The organism is Acidovorax sp. CF316, assembly GCF_000276605.1.
Classification (GTDB): domain Bacteria; phylum Pseudomonadota; class Gammaproteobacteria; order Burkholderiales; family Burkholderiaceae_C; genus Acidovorax.
This window is the reverse complement of sequence record NZ_AKJX01000146.1, coordinates 17548-33809: the sequence shown is the minus strand read 5'-3', so window position 1 is coordinate 33809 and position 16262 is coordinate 17548. Positions and strand designations below refer to the sequence as shown.

The following is a 16262-nucleotide window of genomic DNA, read 5'->3' as shown; positions in this document are numbered from 1 at the left end:
AGCAGCACGGCATCGTAGGGCCGGGGGCTGACCGCGCCGTGGCCGAACATGTCGGCGCCCATGGCCGCCACGCCGGCCCCCCAGGACTGGCCGTGCAGGATGGTGCGGCGCGGCTGGGCCACCTGGGCCACGAAGATGCGGCGCAGGCGCTCGGTGTCCTCGGCCGCGGCGCGCACGGCCACCCCGCCCTGGCGGAAGGTGCTGCCGGCCCAGGCATAGCCGGCACGGACCATGATGGACCAGCGCTCCAGGTCCTCCACCGCGCGCTCGGCCTTGGGTGCGCCCAGCGTGGGGCCGCCGTGCGAATGCATCACCAGCACCTGGTTCCAGGCGTTGGGCATGGCGATGAGGTAGTAGGCCCCGGCCGAGTCCTGGCCCGACAGGCAGCGCGCAATGGCCTCGATGTCCTTGGGGCAGGCCGTGGCGACGGGCGCTGCCTCCTTGCTGGCCGGCACGGCAGTGCCCACGCCGGCGGCCGGCGGTGTCTTCATCGGCGCGCAGGCCGCCAGCAGGCCGGCCGCCAGGCCCAGCAGGGACAGGCGCAGCGCCATGGGCGCGCGAAGGCTACAAAGGGTGCGAAGGGGGTGCATGGGCGATTCGTCTCCGGCGTGTGTTGTGCGGTTCTCGGGGGAGGCAGGGGCGGGCAAGAGGGCCATCGTGCATCGTAGAAAGCCCCTTGGCCCCCGTCAAATAGCCCGCACAGGGCAGCTCCATACGCTGCGCATATGGAACGGCGCCAGCCAGGGGCCTGGCCGCGCGCTCGCTATAGTCCCCCGTTCCCGCGGGAAACCCTCGCCGCACCGTGCACCGCCGCCACAAAACCTGCACCTGGTCGCTACAGGACTGGATTTTGTTAACCATTTAGTGAATTATTCAGGCATGAGCAAAGACACCGAGACCACTTCGAAGGAGCGCCAGCGGGACGCCGACCGTTCCCAGGGCGAGATCCTGGTCGCGGCGCGCGGCGAATTCGCCGAGCACGGCCTGGGCGGTGCCCGCATGGACCGCATCGCCGAGCGCGCCGGCCTGAACAAGCGGCTGATCTACTACTACTTCGAGGACAAGGAAAAGCTCTTCCAGGCCGTGCTCGAGCAGGCCTACCGGCACATCCGCGAGGAGGAGCGCAAGCTCAACCTGGTGGAGCTGGAGCCCGCCACCGCGATCCGCCGGCTGGTGGAGTTCACCTGGGTGTATTACCTCGAGAACCCGCAGTTCCTGACCCTGCTCAACAGCGCCAACCTGCACAGGGCGCGCCACCTGCAGGAGTCGCAGCGCGCGCGCGAGATGAACTCGCCGCTGATCGCCATGCTGGGCGAGGTGCTGGAACGCGGCCGGCGCGAGGGCAGCTTTCGCGGCGGGGTGGACCCGCTGCAGCTGTATGTCTCGATCGCCGGGCTGTCGTACTTCTACCTGTCGAACAACCACACCCTGTCGGCCATCTTCGGGCGCGACCTGATGACCCCCAAGGCCCGCAACGAGCGGCTCACGCACATGTGCGATGTGATCCTGGGCTATGTGCTGAAGGGCTGAGGAAAACTACGCTCCATGTACATCACAACGCTCCTGCTCTTCGTCATCGCACCCGCAGCCCTGGCCGCCTTTCTTCTCTGGCGCGCCTACCAGCTGGCCACCGGCAAGCGTGTCGAACTCACGCGCCAGTGGATCGTGCGCCCCCCCGAAGGGATCGAAGGCTGCGCGCGCCTGTTTGCATGGCGCGACCTGCTCTTTGCCGCAAGCCTGTTGCTTGCCCTCGGCCTGCTGCTCAGCCTTCCGCACTATGCCGCCGCATGGATCCCGCTCATGGCGCTCGGCGGCTTCGTGCACCAGGGCTTTACCGGGTATGCACTCGCCAGGCTGCGCAAGAAGCCGCCTCGCTGACCTGCAGCCGCAGCGCGCGCCCTTGGGTGCCGCGCACCGCTGCCCTCGGTCCCTGCCTCACCCGGCCCACGGGTAAATACCTAGCTCCATTGAACGCGTCTACGTTGACGCAGGCGCAGCAATGCCTAAAAATCTGCTCTATTCACCAATCAGTGAATTAAAGAGCAAGTCCAAGCCTGCCAACGGAGACAAATCCATGCCCTTCATCCGCACCACCCGCCGCGCTGCGACCACCGCCCTGGCGGCGGCCGCGCTCACGTCGCTGTCGTTCAGCGCCCTCGCGCAGGGCGGCTACCCCACCAAGCCCATCCGCGTGATCGTGCCCTTCGCCGCGGGCAGCACCACCGACATCATTGCGCGCGCCATCGCCGACAAGATGGGCCAGAGCATGGGCCAGTCGCTGGTGGTGGACAACCGCGGCGGCGCCAGCGGCACCATCGGCCAGCAGGCAGTGGCCACGGCCGCGCCCGACGGCTACACGGTGATGATCCATTCCTCCTCGCACACGGTGAGCCCGCTGACCTTCGCCAAGCTGCCCTTCGACACCACGGGCGACTTCGCGGGCGTGACGCCGATCTCCTCGCTGCCCAATGCGCTGGTGATCTCGCCCGCCAAGGGCATCAAGACGCTGCAGGACCTGGTGGCTTCGGCCAAGGCCAAGCCCGGCACGGTGAACTTCGCCTCGGCCGGCCAGGGCAGCGCCACGCACCTGAACGCCGAGAAGTTCAAGCTGGCCGCCAAGATCGATGCGACCAACATCCCCTTCAAGGGCTCGGCCGAGGCCGTGACCGAGGTGCTGTCGGGCCGCGTGGACTACTACTTCTCGCCCATCGCGCCCGTCATCGGCCAGATCAAGGACGGCCAGCTGCTGGCGCTGGCCGTGGGCTCGCCCAAGCGCGCCGCCGCCCTGCCCGACGTGCCCACCACGGCCGAGGCCGGCGTGCCGGGCTCGGAATTCAATTTCTGGATCGGCATGATGGTGCCGGCCAAGACGCCGCGCGACATCGTCAACCGCCTGCACGACGAGGTGGTCAAGGCCCTGGCCACGCCCGAGGTGAAGGAGCGCTTCCTCAAGCTCGGCGCCGATGCCTGGACGCTCAAGCCCGAGCAGTTCGACGCCTACATCAAGGACGAGATCAAGAACAACGCCGCGCTGGTCAAGGCGGCCGGTCTCCAGCCCACCCAGTAATTCCCTGCGCGCCGCAACGCACCACCCGCCCCTGCCATGGGGTGGCCAGGCCGCGCCTTTGCCCCATTCTTTTTTGTAACTTTAGAACTGAAACGGACCGACACCATGGCCACCCAACGACTCGGACTCATCATGCACGGCGTCACCGGCCGCATGGGCATGAACCAGCATCTGATCCGCTCCATCTGCGCCATCCGCGCGCAGGGCGGCGTGGTGCTTTCCAACGGCAACCGCGTGATGCCCGACCCCATCCTGATCGGCCGCAACGCCGAGAAGATGGAGGCGCTGGCCAAGGCGCATGGCATCGCGCGCTGGGGCACGGACCTCGACGCCGCGCTCGCCAACCCCGAGGACACCGTGTTCTTCGACGCCGGCACCACACAGATGCGCCCCACCCTGCTCGCCAAGGCGATCCGCGCGGGCAAGCATGTGTACTGCGAAAAGCCCATCGCCACCAACCTCAACGAGGCGGTGGAGATCGCGCGCCTGGCCTCGGGCTCGGGCCTCAAGCACGGCGCGGTGCAGGACAAGCTCTTCCTGCCCGGCCTGCGCAAGCTCGACATGCTGCGCCGCGCGGGCTTCTTCGGCCGCATGCTGAGCGTGCGCCTGGAGTTCGGCTACTGGGTGTTCGAGGGCGACCTGCAGCCCATCCAGCGCCCGAGCTGGAACTACCGCAGCGAAGACGGCGGCGGCATGATCCTGGACATGATGTGCCACTGGCGCTACGTGCTGGACAACCTGTTCGGCGAGGTCAAATCGGTCTCGTGCATCGGCGCCACCCACATCCCTCAGCGCTGGGACGAGGCCGGCCAGCCGTACAAGGCCACGGCCGACGATGCCGCCTATGCCACCTGCGAACTCACCGGCCACAACGGCGAGCCGGTGATCGCGCAGCTCAACATGAGCTGGGCCACGCGCGTGCGCCGCGACGACCTGGTCACCTTCCACGTGGACGGCACCGACGGCTCGGCCGTGGCCGGCCTGTCCAGCTGCCGCGCGCAAAGCCGCGTGGCCACGCCGCGCCCGGTGTGGAACCCCGATGAGAAGCAAAGCATGAACTTCTTCGACCAGTGGCAGGAGATCCCCGACTCGCAGGTCTACGACAACGGCTTCAAGATCCAGTGGGAGCACTTCATCCGCCACGTGGTGGAAGACGCCCCCTACCAATGGACCCTGCCCGAAGGCGCCAAGGGCGTGCAGCTGGTGGAAGCCGCCCTGGAAAGCTGGAAGGAACGCCGCTGGGTGGACGTAGCGCCCCTCAAAGCCTGATCCATTTCTCACCACTTTTCCCGAGTTCACCATGGCCCTTCGCCTCTCCCTGCCCACGGCCGATGGCCGCACCAGCCCCTACACCCTGCAAGGCCGCCCGCCGGTGGTGCCGCAGCAGGGTGCAGTGTTCAACCGCATCGCCTACTCGGCCGCCCACGTGGTGGCCGACCCGCTGGCGGCCATCGACCCGTGGCTGCAGTGCGCGGTCGACTGGGACGCGACCATCGCCTACCGCCAGCGCCTGTGGTCGCTGGGCCTGGGTGTGGCCGAAGCCATGGACACCGCGCAGCGCGGCATGGGGCTGGACTGGCCGACCTCGCTGGAGCTGATCCGCCGCTCGCTCGACGCGGCGCGCGACTTCGGCCCGGGCGCGCTCGTGGCCTCGGGCTGCGGCACGGACCACCTGGTGCTGGACGAGGTGAAGTCGGTCGACGACGTCATCCGTGGCTATGAAGAGCAGATGGAGGCCATCGAGAAGCTCGGCGGCAAGCTCATCGTGATGGCCAGCCGCGCACTGGCCCGGGTGGCCAAGAGCCCCGCCGACTACGAGCGCGTGTACGACCGCATCCTGTCGCAAGCGCGCCAGCCCGTGGTGCTGCACTGGCTGGGCGACATGTTCGACCCGGCGCTGGCGGGCTACTGGGGTTCGCGCGACGTGGATGCGGCCATGGACACGGCCCTGGCCGTGATCGCCGCGCACCCGGACAAGGTCGACGGCATCAAGATCTCGCTGCTCGACAAGGACAAGGAGGTCGCCATGCGCCGGCGCCTGCCCGCCACGGGCGGCACCGAGGGCCAGGGCGTGCGCATGTACACGGGCGACGACTTCAATTACGCCGAGCTTATCGCGGGCGACGGCGCCGGCGTCACGCCGCGCCAGGGCCAGAGCGATGCGCTGCTGGGCATCTTCGACGCCATTGCACCGGCCGCGAGTGCCGCACTGGCGGCCCTGGCCACGGGCGATACGGCGCGCTTCCACGCCATCCTGGGGCCCACGGTGCCGCTGTCGCGCCACATCTTTTCAACGCCCACGCGCTTTTACAAGACGGGCGTGGTCTTCATGGCCTGGCTCAACGGGCACCAAAGCCACTTCACCATGGTGGGCGGGCAGCAGAGCACGCGCTCGCTGGTGCACTTCGCCGAGCTCTTGCGCCTGGCCGACCAGGCCGACCTGCTGGAGCAGCCCGAACTGGCCGTGCAGCGCATGGGCCACCTGCTAGCACTGCACGGCGTGAGCGTCTGACCGCCATGCGTGATTTCTCGCAAGACCACCGCTGGCTGTCGATCAACACCGCCACCGTGCGCAAGCAGCAGGGGGCCGAGGTGCCCTTGGCGCGCATCATCGACCAGTGCGCCGAGCGCGGCATCCGCGCCATCAGCCCCTGGCGCGACCAGGTGGCCGCAGCCGGCCTGGACGCCACCGCGCGCCAGCTGCGCGCCCACGGCATCGCACTGTCGGGCTACTGCCGCGGCGGCTTTTTCCCGGCGGCCGATGCGGCCGGGCTGCGCGCCGCGCTCGACGACAACCACCGCGCCATCGACGAGGCCAAGACGCTCGACGCCACCTGCCTGGTGCTGGTGGTGGGCGCCCTGCCCGGCGCGCTGGAGGGCACGCCGCACTACACCGACCTTGCCCGCGCGCGCGGCGAAGTCTTCGACGGCATCGCCGCGTCGCTGGAGTACGCGCGCCAGGTGGGCATGCCGCTGGCCATCGAGCCGCTGCACCCCATGCAGGCGGCCGACCGCGCCTGCATCAACACGCTGGAGCAGGCGCTGGACATCTGCGACGCGCTCGATGCGCGCAAGACCGGTGCGCTCGGCGTGGCGCTGGATGTGTACCACGTGTGGTGGGACCCCAAGCTGGAACAACAGATCGCCCGTGCCGGCAAGGAGCGCCTGCTGGCCTACCATGTGTGCGACTGGCGCCTGCCCACGCGCGACCTGCTCAGCGACCGCGGCATGATGGGCGACGGCGTGATCGAACTGAAGAAGATCCGCCAGTGGGTGGAAGCCGCGGGCTTTGGCGGCTATGCCGAGGTGGAGATCTTCTCGGCGCTGGACTGGTGGCAGCGCACGGGCGAGGACACACTGGACACCTGCATCGCGCGCCACCGCACGGTGGTCTGACGCGCAACAGCCGCCACCGGTCACCCCGGCGTCAGGCGGCCACGGGTGCCAGGGTGCGCCTCACGCGGCGCACATTGAAGGCGCTGGCGATCAGCACACCCTGCACCACGGCCAGGCCGAGCAGCACGGCCGTGAAGCGGCCCTGATCGAGCAGCACGCCGAACAGCAGCGGCGACAGCGCCTGGCCGATGTCCAGGCCCGAGTAGACGATGCCGTAGACGCGGCCCGTGGACCCCTCGGGTGTGGAGCGCTTGACCAGCAGGTCGCGCGAGGGGCCGGCGATGCCGGCGCAGAACCCCATCACGCCGAACATCATGGGCACCAAGGCGCCGGGCGGGTGCGCCAGGGCCAGGGCCACCGCCACGCAGGCGGCCAGGCCGAAGCCCACGCCCACGATGCGCTCGCAGCGGCTCGGGTCGGCCGCAAGAAAGCCACCCAGCACCATGCCGCCCGCACTGGCCACCATGTAGACCGTGAGGCACATGGCCGCCAGCGCCACGGGCACCGCATGCAGCTGGCGCGCGGCCTCGGGGGCGAAGGCCTGCACCACGTTGAGCGACACGGCATAGAAGAAGAAGAACGCGAAGCACATCCACACGGCCGGGATGCGCAAAAAGGCAAAGTTGCCCTGCTGCCCGGCCGCACTGCCCTTGGCCGTGGCCGCAGCAGGTACGGGCGGCAGTTCCAGCACCCGGCGGTTGAACAGCAGCAGCAGCAGCACCGCAAACGCCAGCACACCGGCACACACCAGCGCCACGCGCCACGAGAACGCGATCGCCAGCGGCACCAGCATGGCCGGCGCCAGCGCCCAGCCCAGGCTGCCGGTGATGCCGTGCACGCTGTAGGCATGGCCCAGGCGCGGCGCGCTCACGCGCCGGTTCAGCAGCGTGTAGTCCACCGGGTGGAACACGCCGTTGCCGATGCCCGCAAGCACCGAGAACGCGGCCAGCATGCCGTAGCTGGTGCTGGCCGCAAAGCCGAACGCCGCCAGGCCCAGCAGCGCCAGGCCGCCGAACAGGATGGGGCGCGGCCCGAAGCGGTCGACCACGAAGCCCGAGCCCGCCTGCACGGCGCACGAGACCACGAAGAAGATGGTCATGAGGAAGCCCAGCTCGGTGTAGCCGACCTGGAAGGCATCCTTGAGCCACGGGAACAGCGGCGCCAGCAGCAGCTGGCTGTAGTGGCTGATGAGGTGGGCGATGCCCACGAGGCCGATCACCCCGGCGTCGGCGCGCAGGGGGACGGCAGCGGCAGGGCTGGCGGCGGGGTTTGCAGAGGTCATGGCGGCATCGTAGTATTGCGCCTGGATTTCTGGAATGCGACGGAAAGACAGCTTTCAGCGAATTTGCGCCAACAGCGTACCCACACGGCACCCCATCCCATGGCACGCACCAGCCAGGTCGCCCCGCTCGGGGACATGGACCCCTTTGCCCCCAACCCCGCACACCCGGTGCGGGTGCGCGCGCGCAACATGCCGGCCGACACGCACTTCGAGCCGCACCGCCATGCCTGGGGGCAACTGGCCTACTGCGCCAGCGGCGTGATCCAGGTCAGCGTGGTGGCCCCGGTCGCGCCCACGGCCTACATCGTGCCGCCCTCGCGCGCGGTGTGGATCGCGCCCGGCGCGCTGCATGCCATCGCCGTGCTGGAGGCGGCGGCCTTTCGCACGCTCTACATCGACCCCGGCGTGGTGCCCGCAGACGGCGCCGTCTGCCGCGTGATGGCCGTGACGCCACTGCTGCGCGAGCTGGTGTCCGCGCTGGACCCCGTCGGCGGCACGCCACCCGGCCCCGCGCGCGAAGCCGCCCTGACCGCGCTGGTGCTCGACGAGATCGGCAAGGCCGAACGCCTGGCCCTGGGCGTGCCACTGCCCGGTGCGGACAGCGACAAGCGCCTGCGCGCCCTGTGCCAGGCCGTGCTGGACGCGCCCGGCCGCCATGCCACGCTGCACGACTGGGCCACCGACAGCGGCGCCAGCGAACGCACCCTGGCCCGGCTATTCCACGCACAGTTCGGCATGGGCTTTGCGCAATGGCGCAGGCAGGCGGTGCTGGCCCATGCCCTGCCCCGCCTGGCACGCGGTGAATCGGTAGGCCAGGTGGCCACCGCCAGCGGCTACGCGAGCGAAAGCGCGTTCTCGGCCATGTTCAAGGCGGCCATGGGCCAGCCGCCGAGCTGGTTCATCGGCAGGAACGATGCCCATGGGCCGCCTTCCGCGTGACCGCCAGTGCGCTTTCGGCAACCGCCTGGACGACAGGGGGTTTCCTGCCCGCGCGATGCTGGCGATACTGGGAAGCTGCAACACAAGGTTTCAGGGGAGAGGGAAAGCATGATTCGACAGTGGTTCCTTGGCACGGCCGCCTGCCTGGTCCTGGCTGCCCCGGCGTGGGCCATCAACAAGTGCACGGGTGCGGACGGCAAGGTGTCCTTCCAGGACGCGCCTTGCGCGGGCAGCGGCAAGGGCGAGAAGGTCGAGGTGCGGCTGTCGAGCAGCGGCATCGGTACCGCGGCGCCTGCCGCGGCCGCGCCGGCTGCCGCCACACCGGCCTCGGGTGCATCGGCCGCGGCGCCCGCAGCGGGTGCCGCATCCACCCCTGCCGCACCGGCTGCCGCCACGCCACCAGCCGCCCGCAAGGAAGGCGCCTTTGGCGAGACCTGGCGCCGCAAGACCGACCTGGAGCAGCGCCTGGTCCGCGAAGCGCGCGGCGCGCTGCAGGCCCACCAGCAGCGCTGCGCGGCCGATCAGCGCGACCGGGCCGCCCGCCGCACCCAGGCCCGCACCGGCACCGCCGTGGCGACGTCCGAGCAGGCCATCGCGTCCGAAATGCAGGCCGCAGCCGCGGCCTGCGAACTGCGTTCGCGCGAGCTGCAGGCCAACGTGGATGCCCTGGAGAAAGAGCTCCGGGAGCTGAGCAAGAAGTAAGTTCGGCGCACTGGCCAGCGCCACGGCCTGTCTATCGCTGGGCAGCCTGTCCCCCGGGCCAGAAGGCCGCCCGGATGTCCGGCGCACAGTACGGCACGACGATCACCGCGCCCCACAGGGCACTCCCCAGCGCCAAGAATCCATTCGCCAGGCCCGACAGCACCGTGGGCCCACCGAACACCAGCAGGACACACATCGCCAGGCCCGACCACAGCGCGAAGCCGGGCGCCCAGGGGCGAAACCGCAGCAGGCCATAGATGCTGGCCAGCGTGGCGACCACGGCCGTCACCATCCCCGACACCAGCGCCAGCGTGATGGCCGGCTCCTGGTCTTCCTCCAGGTAGCTCTGGAAAGCATCTCTCAGGCCCCGCGGCACCAGTTCAGGCAGCAGGAACCGCTCGGCAACCTCGGCCAGTACGGGAAGCACCACGGAAGCGACGACCAGCCAGCGGTAGTTTGTCTTGTTCAAAAAATCCCTTTGTGTTCACCCCGGCGCGCCCACCTGCTGCACCAGCGCCATGGCAAAGCGCCCGTGGCCCACGGACCAGTCCGAATAGTCGTTCTCGTGCATGAAGATGAACACGTCGGCCGGGGCTACGTGCGCCATGGCCTGCAGCTTGTGCGCGATCGCAGCATACAGCGCGCGCTTCATCGCATCGCTGCGCCCGCGCCGCAGAGTGATCTCGACGACGACCACGGCGTCCGACCGCGCCACGCCATTGAAGCTGCGGCTGAAGGCGAACTGCCCCGGCGCATAGCCGGTGACCATGTTGAACAGCTCGTCCTCGGGCATGCCAATGCCCTCGACCAAGGCCTGGTGGATGGCCTGCACGACGGCTTCGCGCGTTGCGGCAGGGGTGGCTTCGGGCACATGGGTGTGGATGAAGGGCATGCTGGTATGTTCCTGACAATCAAAGATGAACCCGGCGCGCGATGGCGTCCCGCGCCGGAAGAGCCCCAATTTTTGCGGCCGATGCCTTCGCGGAAAAGCGATTTAAGCTCCGGACCTATGTGCATTTGGATCACATAGCCATGAAACACCGCCTGCCCCCGCTCGCTGCCCTGCGCGCCTTCGAAGCCGCTGCCCGCCTGGGCCGCATGACGGCTGCGGCCGACGAGCTCTCGGTATCGCCCGGCGCCATCAGCCGCCAGGTGCGCCAGCTCGAAGACCACCTGGGCCTGCCGCTGTTCGACGGCAGCAAGGCACGCCCCACCCTGACGGCGGCGGCGCGCACGCTGCAGCCGGTGCTGACCACGGCCTTCCAGCAGATCGAGGACACGGTGCGCGCTTTGGGCGATGCCCACCACGGCCCCCTGGACGTGGCCTGCTTCAGCACCTTCACGGTCAAGTGGCTGATCCCGCGGCTGTTCGACTTCCATGCGCAGCACCCGGGCATCGAGGTGCGGCTGCGCACCACCGACACGGGCACCGACGCCGCGCGCGAAGGCTGCGACCTGCTGATCACCGCCGAGGACGCTGGCACACCCCGCGATGGCGCCACCACCCTGCCCCTGTTCGCCGAGCGCCTGGGGCCGGTGCTGGCCCCCGCGCTGGCCGCACGCAGCGCCAGCATGCTGCGCACGCCTGCCGACCTGGCCGGCCAGCCCCTGCTGCACACGCGCACGCGGCGCAATGCCTGGGCCATGTGGGCCGCATCGGCGGGCATGGCGCTGCCCGCCGCGGCCACCGCCACGGGCCCGGTCTACGAGCACTACTACTTCACGCTGGAGGCCGCGGTGCGCGGCCTGGGCATCGCCGTGGCCCCCTGGCACCTGGTGATGGACGACGTGCAGGCCGGCCGGCTGCTGGCGCCGCTGGGCTTCGCCGCGTCGGGCTACGACTACCTGGCGCTGCGGCGCACGGGGGCAGCGCACCCGCGCCTCGATGTGTTCTGCGCCTGGCTGGTGGCACAGGCGCGCGCGATGGCCCCGCCCCCCACCATGCAGGCTTGAGGGCGACGCCGGGTCCAGGCGTCATACGGATTTGCATTCGACCGTATAACTAGGCGGGAAGCCGCAGACAGTGCTGTAGCACGGCAAGGCGAACCAACGACGTTAGACGGTTGAAGGCGAATCCGTATCAGTCATCCCAGCGGAACAGCCTGTGGGCGCGGGGCCTGGTGGTCTCGATCAGGCGCGCGTTGGGCTCATCGGTGCGGCTCACCCACGCGAGCGCATCCTCGCGGCTGCGGCCGTACTCTTCGTGGCGCCGGGTCAGGCGGCGGGTGCGCAGGCCGTCGTCTACATCGACGTACCAGACTTCGTCCAGCAGCCCGGCAACGCCTGCCCAATGGCCGCTGTCGAGCAGCAGGTAGTTGCCTTCGGTGATGACGAGCCGGGTCTGGGGCTCCACGGCGATGGCGCCTGCGACCGGCTCTTCGATCTCGCGCCGGAACTCCGGGGCATAGACGGTTTCGCCGGGCCGTTGCGCCCGCAGGCGCCGCAGCATGGCGGCATAGCCTGCGCTGTCGAAGGTGTCGGGAGCGCCCTTGCGATCCGCGCGGCCCAGCCGCTGCAGTTCCACGTTGGCCAGGTGGTAGCCATCCATGGGAACCACCTGCGAGACATCGGCGAAAGCCTGCTGCAAGGTCAGGGCCAGCAGGGACTTGCCGGCGCCTGGGGGCCCGACCAGCCCGAGCAGCTTGCGTTGGCCGTCCTGGAGGAGTTCATGCACACGCGCCAGGTGGCAAGGCGGGACAGAAGGAAGAGGGGGCGTCGTCATGCGTTCATGGACTCTTCAGGCCCGCCATTCGGCCGGGATCTTTTCCGCAGGCAATGCGCCGGTCATGACCGAGACCGTGTCGCTCATGGTCACCGCCTTCGGGTCGAGCACGGCACCGCGCTTGCCCAGGCGCGCGACGTGGATGCGGTCGGCGATCTCGAAAACATGGGGCATGTTGTGCGAGATCAGCACCACGGCCAGGCCCCGGTCGCGCACACGGCGGATCAGCTCCAGCACCATGTTGCCCTCCTTGACACCCAGCGCTGCCGTCGGCTCGTCGAGGATCACCACATGCTCGGCGAAGGCCGCCGCGCGCGCCACGGCCACGCACTGCCGCTGCCCGCCGGACAGGGTTTCAACCGCCTGCGTCATCGAGCGGATGCCGACCTTCAGGTCGTTCATGCGCGCAATGCTTTCTTCGAGCATGCGCTTCTTGTCGAGCATGCGCAGCACATTGCCCATGAAACCGGTGCGGCGCAGTTCGCGACCCAGGAAGAGGTTTTCGGCAATCGTCATCGCGGGAGCGACGGCCAGGTCCTGGTACACGGTTTCGATGCCTTCGCGGCGCGCGTCGACCGGGCCTTTGAAATGCACCGGCTTGCCGTCGAGTTCGATCACCCCAGCGTCAGGAATGGTCGCGCCCGACAGGCACTTGATCAGCGAGGACTTGCCAGCACCGTTGTCGCCGATCACGGCGAGGATTTCGCCCGCACGCAGCTCGAAGTCGGCGCCATCGAGTGCCGTGACCTGGCCGTAGCGCTTGACCAGGCCCGCGGCCCGCATGACGACGGGGGGTTGCGCAGCCATCAGCGGCCTCCTTTGCGCGACAGTTGATCGACCGCGACCGCCAGGATCACAAGGATGCCGGTGATCAGCATCTGGTAGACAGAAGACACGCCCATCAGCGTCAGGCCATTGCGCAGCACACCCACGACCACGGCCCCGATCAGCGAGCCGAGCACCACACCGCGGCCGCCGAACAGGCTGGTGCCGCCCAGCACGACGGCGGTGATGGCATCCAGCGCCTCGGTCTGCCCGGCGTTCGGATCGCCCACACCGGTACGGGCCACGGCCAGCAACGAGGCGATGCCGTAGAACACCCCGGACAGGGCATACACGCCCAGGATGACGCGTTCGGGCGGAATGCCGACCAGCCGCGTCGCCTCCGGGTTGTTGCCCACTGCATAGACATGCCGGCCCGAGGCCGTTTCGCGCAGCCAGAACCATACGCCCAGGTACAGCAGCACCATCAACACCGTGCCGTAGGCAATGTTGGTGCCGCCAATGGCGAAGGTGCTGCCCAGCCAGGTCATGGCCCCGGGCACTTCGGTGACCGTCTGTGCCCCCGAATACAGCTGCGTGATCGCAAAGGCGATGTTGAACACGCCCAGCGTGACGATGAACGGTGGCAGCTTGAGGCGCGTGACGAGCAAGCCGTTGAGCAGGGCGAACAAGGTCGTCACCGCCACGCCGACCAGCACCGCGAGAAACGGCGGCAGCCCGAAGTCGGCGGCCACCTTGGTCATCACGATGCTGCCCAGCGCCATGACCATGCCGCACGACAGGTCGATGCCGGCGGTCAGGATGATCAGCGTCTGGCCGATGGCGATGACGCCGACGACCATGACCTGCTGCAGGATCAGCGAGAAGTTGTCACCACTGAGGAAGCGCTCGGTGGTGCTGCCAAAGATGGCGCAGGCGATCAACAGCGCAATGAAGGGCCCGAGCTGGCCGAGGGGGGGCAGTTTGTCTTTCAACGTGGGGATCCTCAGGAGGGGGAGCTGAAGGCGGGCGCCCGGGGCCTGCGCCAAGGCCGGCTACTTCTTGCCCCAGCACAGGTCGGTGCCGGTTTTCACGTCCTTGCTGTCGACACCCGCGACGGCCTTGCCGGCGATCAAGGTCACGCCGGTGTCGGTGTAGCCGCTGACCTTCTTGCCGCTCTTGGCGTACTCGATGCCGGCCTCCACCCCCATGGCCGCCATTTTCAGGGGGTACTGCTGCGAGGTCGCGGCGATCTTGCCGGCCGCCACGTCCCTGATGCCGTCGCATCCACCGTCCACCGAGACGATCATCACGCCCTTCTCCTTGCCGGCCTTCTGCAGTGCATTGAATGCGCCAGCGGCTGCCGGCTCGTTGATGGTGTAGACCAGGGTGATGTCGGGGTTCTTCTGCAGGCAGTTCTCCATGGCCGTCTGGGCCTTGGCGCGGTCGCCAAAGCTGTCGGCCATGCACACCACCTCTGCGGGCCGGGCCAGCTCGTTGTTCTTCGCGTCGTAGCTGGCCAGGCCGAAGCCCTGAAGAAAGCCGTTGTGCCGTTGCGCACCCACCGGATGGCCCGGCAGAAGATCGAGCGTTGCGATCTTCAAGGGCTTGCCCGGCGCACTGGCGGAGAGGGCCGCCTTGGCGTACTGGCCAATCAGCACACCGGCCTTGTAGTTGTCGGTGGCAAACAGTGCGTCGGTGCCATCGGCAGGGTCCGTCGGGCTGTCCAGCGCGATCACCATCACCCCCTTGTCGCGCGCCTTCTTGATCGCGGGAAGGATGGCCTTGGAGTCGTTGGGCGTGATCAATATGGTCTTGGCGCCCGCGCCGATCATGTTCTCCATCGCGGTGATCTGGCCGGCGTTGTCGCCATCGGCCTTGCCGGCACCGCTCAGCAGCTTGGCCCCCTTGGCCTTGGCAACCTCGGCGGCGCCTTCCTTCATCTTCACGAAGAAGGGATTGGTCTCGGTCTTGGTGATCAGTCCGATGACCGGCGTATCGGCCATCGCCGTGCCAGAGGTGGTCAGCAGGGTTGCGATCAGGGTGGCGTACTTCAAGTTCATCGGATGTCTCCAGAAGGTGGTCGGGTCCCAATTCGGCCTTGTGCAAGCCCTTGCCTGGACACATGCCGTGTGCGATTATCGTAATGCGCAAGCGCTTGCGCAAGCGCTTGCTAATTAGGGAAATCCATAGCATCGGTGGGCCTCCGGTGACCAGGACACCTGGCACTTCCGTGCATAAATTCCCGGGATGGGTGCGATACGATGAAGAATCCCCATGCCTGTCCACCACCCGTGCGTCCCACCGCACGGGGTGGCAATACGGGCCATGGAAGTTGGAGCTCAACGGAGAAATGATGATTACGATGGAAACCGTCGCGGCGGCCGCAGGGGTATCGACTTCAACGGTCTCGCACGTCATCAACAAGACGCGCAAGGTCCACCCCGATACCGAGCGGGCCGTGCTGGACGCCATCGACCGGGTCGGCTACTCGCCGAATCACCTGGCGCGTGCCCTGGCAGGTGCGCCGACCAGGACGGTCGGTGTCGCCATTTCGGTGCTGTCGAACCACTACTTTGCCGCCGTGGTGCGTGCCATCGAGGCAGAGTGCGCACAGCGGGGCCTGATGATGCTGCTGGCCGACACCCACGAGAATGCGGACTACGAGTTGAAGGTGGTGCAGGCCTTGCATGAGAGGCGTGTCGACGGCATCGTGATTGCGCCCTCCGCCGAGCCGCAGCACCGTGCGCTGGACTACCTGCGCGACAAGGGTGTGCCCACGGTCCTGGTGGACCGGTTTGTGGGGACCACGTTCGACCAGATCGGCGTGGAGAGCCGCGATGCAGCCCAGACCCTGGTGGAGCACCTCATCGGATTGGGCCACCGGCGCATTGCATTGGTGTCGGGGGCAGAGGGGCTGTCCACGACGACGGAACGGCTTGAAGGTTACTGCCGCGCCCTGGCGGCGGCAGGCATCGACTTTGACCCCGCCCTGGTCCGAAGCGGCGAATCGCGGTCCGAGCCGGCCTGCGCGGCCGTCCACCACCTGCTGTCACTGGACGAACGCCCCACCGCCCTGATGACCGGCAACAACCTGATGACGATTGGCGCCATGCAGGCCTTGCGCTCCGCGGGGCTGCGCGTTCCCGACGACATCTCGCTCGTTGGCTTTGACGATTTCGACTGGGCTGACGTCTTTTCTCCGCGCCTGACGGTCATGGCGCAGCCGGTGGAGGAGCTCGGCACCCGGGCTGTCCGCCTGTTGGCCCGGCGCATTGCGGACCCCGGCGCGCGCCGCCAGACCGTACGGCTCGCGCCCACGCTGCGACTGCGCGATTCTGCAGGGGTGCCCGGATCCAGGTGACGCCGGCGAAGCCCCGTTGGACCATCGC

At 68.5% G+C, this 16262-nt stretch carries 17 protein-coding genes and 1 pseudogene; 10 read left to right on the top strand and 8 right to left on the bottom strand.

Annotated features, from left to right (window positions below):
- Positions 1–551: pseudogene (locus PMI14_RS18195) on the bottom strand (hypothetical protein); the annotation flags it as partial.
- A gap of 328 nt (positions 552–879) precedes the next feature.
- Between PMI14_RS18195 and PMI14_RS18190 the strand changes: the two are divergent.
- The 6 genes from PMI14_RS18190 (at position 880) to PMI14_RS18165 (ending at position 6463) form a co-directional block, all read left to right on the top strand.
- Entirely contained in the window at positions 880–1530 is a 651-nt protein-coding gene (locus tag PMI14_RS18190; RefSeq protein ID WP_007856738.1) for a TetR/AcrR family transcriptional regulator, read from the top strand.
- Between the two features lie 15 nt (positions 1531–1545).
- On the top strand, positions 1546–1878 hold the full coding sequence (locus PMI14_RS18185) for a hypothetical protein (protein ID WP_007856737.1): 333 nt from the start codon (positions 1546–1548) through the stop codon (positions 1876–1878).
- 196 nt (positions 1879–2074) lie between these two features.
- Positions 2075–3067 (top strand): tripartite tricarboxylate transporter substrate binding protein, encoded by a 993-nt coding sequence (locus PMI14_RS18180; protein ID WP_035204420.1) that lies wholly within the window; start codon positions 2075–2077, stop codon positions 3065–3067.
- Between the two features lie 105 nt (positions 3068–3172).
- Positions 3173–4336: a Gfo/Idh/MocA family protein gene (locus tag PMI14_RS18175; RefSeq protein WP_007856735.1), complete on the top strand. Its 1164-nt coding sequence runs from the start codon at positions 3173–3175 to the stop codon at positions 4334–4336.
- A 31-nt stretch (positions 4337–4367) separates the two neighbouring features.
- A complete protein-coding gene (locus PMI14_RS18170; protein ID WP_007856734.1) occupies positions 4368–5579 on the top strand; it encodes a dihydrodipicolinate synthase family protein in 1212 nt (403 codons plus the stop codon).
- 5 nt (positions 5580–5584) lie between these two features.
- The gene (locus tag PMI14_RS18165) at positions 5585–6463 is read left to right on the top strand and encodes a sugar phosphate isomerase/epimerase (RefSeq protein WP_007856733.1); all 879 of its coding nucleotides are present in this window, start codon (positions 5585–5587) and stop codon (positions 6461–6463) included.
- Between the two features lie 31 nt (positions 6464–6494).
- Here PMI14_RS18165 and PMI14_RS18160 read toward each other — a convergent pair whose 3' ends face one another.
- Entirely contained in the window at positions 6495–7745 is a 1251-nt protein-coding gene (locus PMI14_RS18160; protein ID WP_007856732.1) for an MFS transporter, read from the bottom strand.
- A 99-nt stretch (positions 7746–7844) separates the two neighbouring features.
- Here PMI14_RS18160 and PMI14_RS18155 point away from each other — a divergent pair, with 99 nt between their 5' ends.
- Positions 7845–8684 carry a helix-turn-helix domain-containing protein gene (locus PMI14_RS18155; protein WP_007856731.1) on the top strand — a complete coding sequence of 280 codons (840 nt, stop codon included), beginning with the start codon at positions 7845–7847 and terminating at the stop codon, positions 8682–8684.
- Between the two features lie 108 nt (positions 8685–8792).
- The gene (locus PMI14_RS35325) at positions 8793–9386 is read left to right on the top strand and encodes a DUF4124 domain-containing protein (RefSeq protein ID WP_007856730.1); all 594 of its coding nucleotides are present in this window, start codon (positions 8793–8795) and stop codon (positions 9384–9386) included.
- Between the two features lie 31 nt (positions 9387–9417).
- On the opposite strand, the gene PMI14_RS18145 is transcribed toward PMI14_RS35325, so the two are convergent.
- Entirely contained in the window at positions 9418–9855 is a 438-nt protein-coding gene (locus tag PMI14_RS18145) for a hypothetical protein (protein ID WP_007856729.1), read from the bottom strand.
- A gap of 15 nt (positions 9856–9870) precedes the next feature.
- Positions 9871–10278 carry a tautomerase family protein gene (locus PMI14_RS18140; protein WP_007856728.1) on the bottom strand — a complete coding sequence of 136 codons (408 nt, stop codon included), beginning with the start codon at positions 10276–10278 and terminating at the stop codon, positions 9871–9873.
- A gap of 140 nt (positions 10279–10418) precedes the next feature.
- Here PMI14_RS18140 and PMI14_RS18135 point away from each other — a divergent pair, with 140 nt between their 5' ends.
- On the top strand, positions 10419–11339 hold the full coding sequence (locus PMI14_RS18135; protein ID WP_007856727.1) for a LysR substrate-binding domain-containing protein: 921 nt from the start codon (positions 10419–10421) through the stop codon (positions 11337–11339).
- A gap of 127 nt (positions 11340–11466) precedes the next feature.
- Here PMI14_RS18135 and PMI14_RS18130 read toward each other — a convergent pair whose 3' ends face one another.
- Genes PMI14_RS18130 through PMI14_RS18115 form a run of 4 tightly spaced genes read right to left on the bottom strand, consistent with a single transcriptional unit; the run spans position 11467 to position 14933 of the window.
- Positions 11467–12108 (bottom strand): nucleoside/nucleotide kinase family protein, encoded by a 642-nt coding sequence (locus PMI14_RS18130; protein ID WP_007856726.1) that lies wholly within the window; start codon positions 12106–12108, stop codon positions 11467–11469.
- A gap of 15 nt (positions 12109–12123) precedes the next feature.
- A complete protein-coding gene (locus PMI14_RS18125) occupies positions 12124–12915 on the bottom strand; it encodes an ATP-binding cassette domain-containing protein (protein WP_007856725.1) in 792 nt (263 codons plus the stop codon).
- The gene (locus tag PMI14_RS18120) at positions 12915–13874 is read right to left on the bottom strand and encodes an ABC transporter permease (RefSeq protein ID WP_035204434.1); all 960 of its coding nucleotides are present in this window, start codon (positions 13872–13874) and stop codon (positions 12915–12917) included. The genes PMI14_RS18125 and PMI14_RS18120 overlap by 1 nt, the downstream gene beginning before the upstream one ends.
- Positions 13875–13925: 51 nt before the next feature.
- Entirely contained in the window at positions 13926–14933 is a 1008-nt protein-coding gene (locus tag PMI14_RS18115; RefSeq protein WP_007856723.1) for a sugar ABC transporter substrate-binding protein, read from the bottom strand.
- A 293-nt stretch (positions 14934–15226) separates the two neighbouring features.
- On the opposite strand from PMI14_RS18115, the gene PMI14_RS18110 reads away from it, so the two are divergent.
- Positions 15227–16234 carry a LacI family DNA-binding transcriptional regulator gene (locus PMI14_RS18110; RefSeq protein WP_007856722.1) on the top strand — a complete coding sequence of 336 codons (1008 nt, stop codon included), beginning with the start codon at positions 15227–15229 and terminating at the stop codon, positions 16232–16234.
- Positions 16235–16262: the final 28 nt, after the last annotated feature.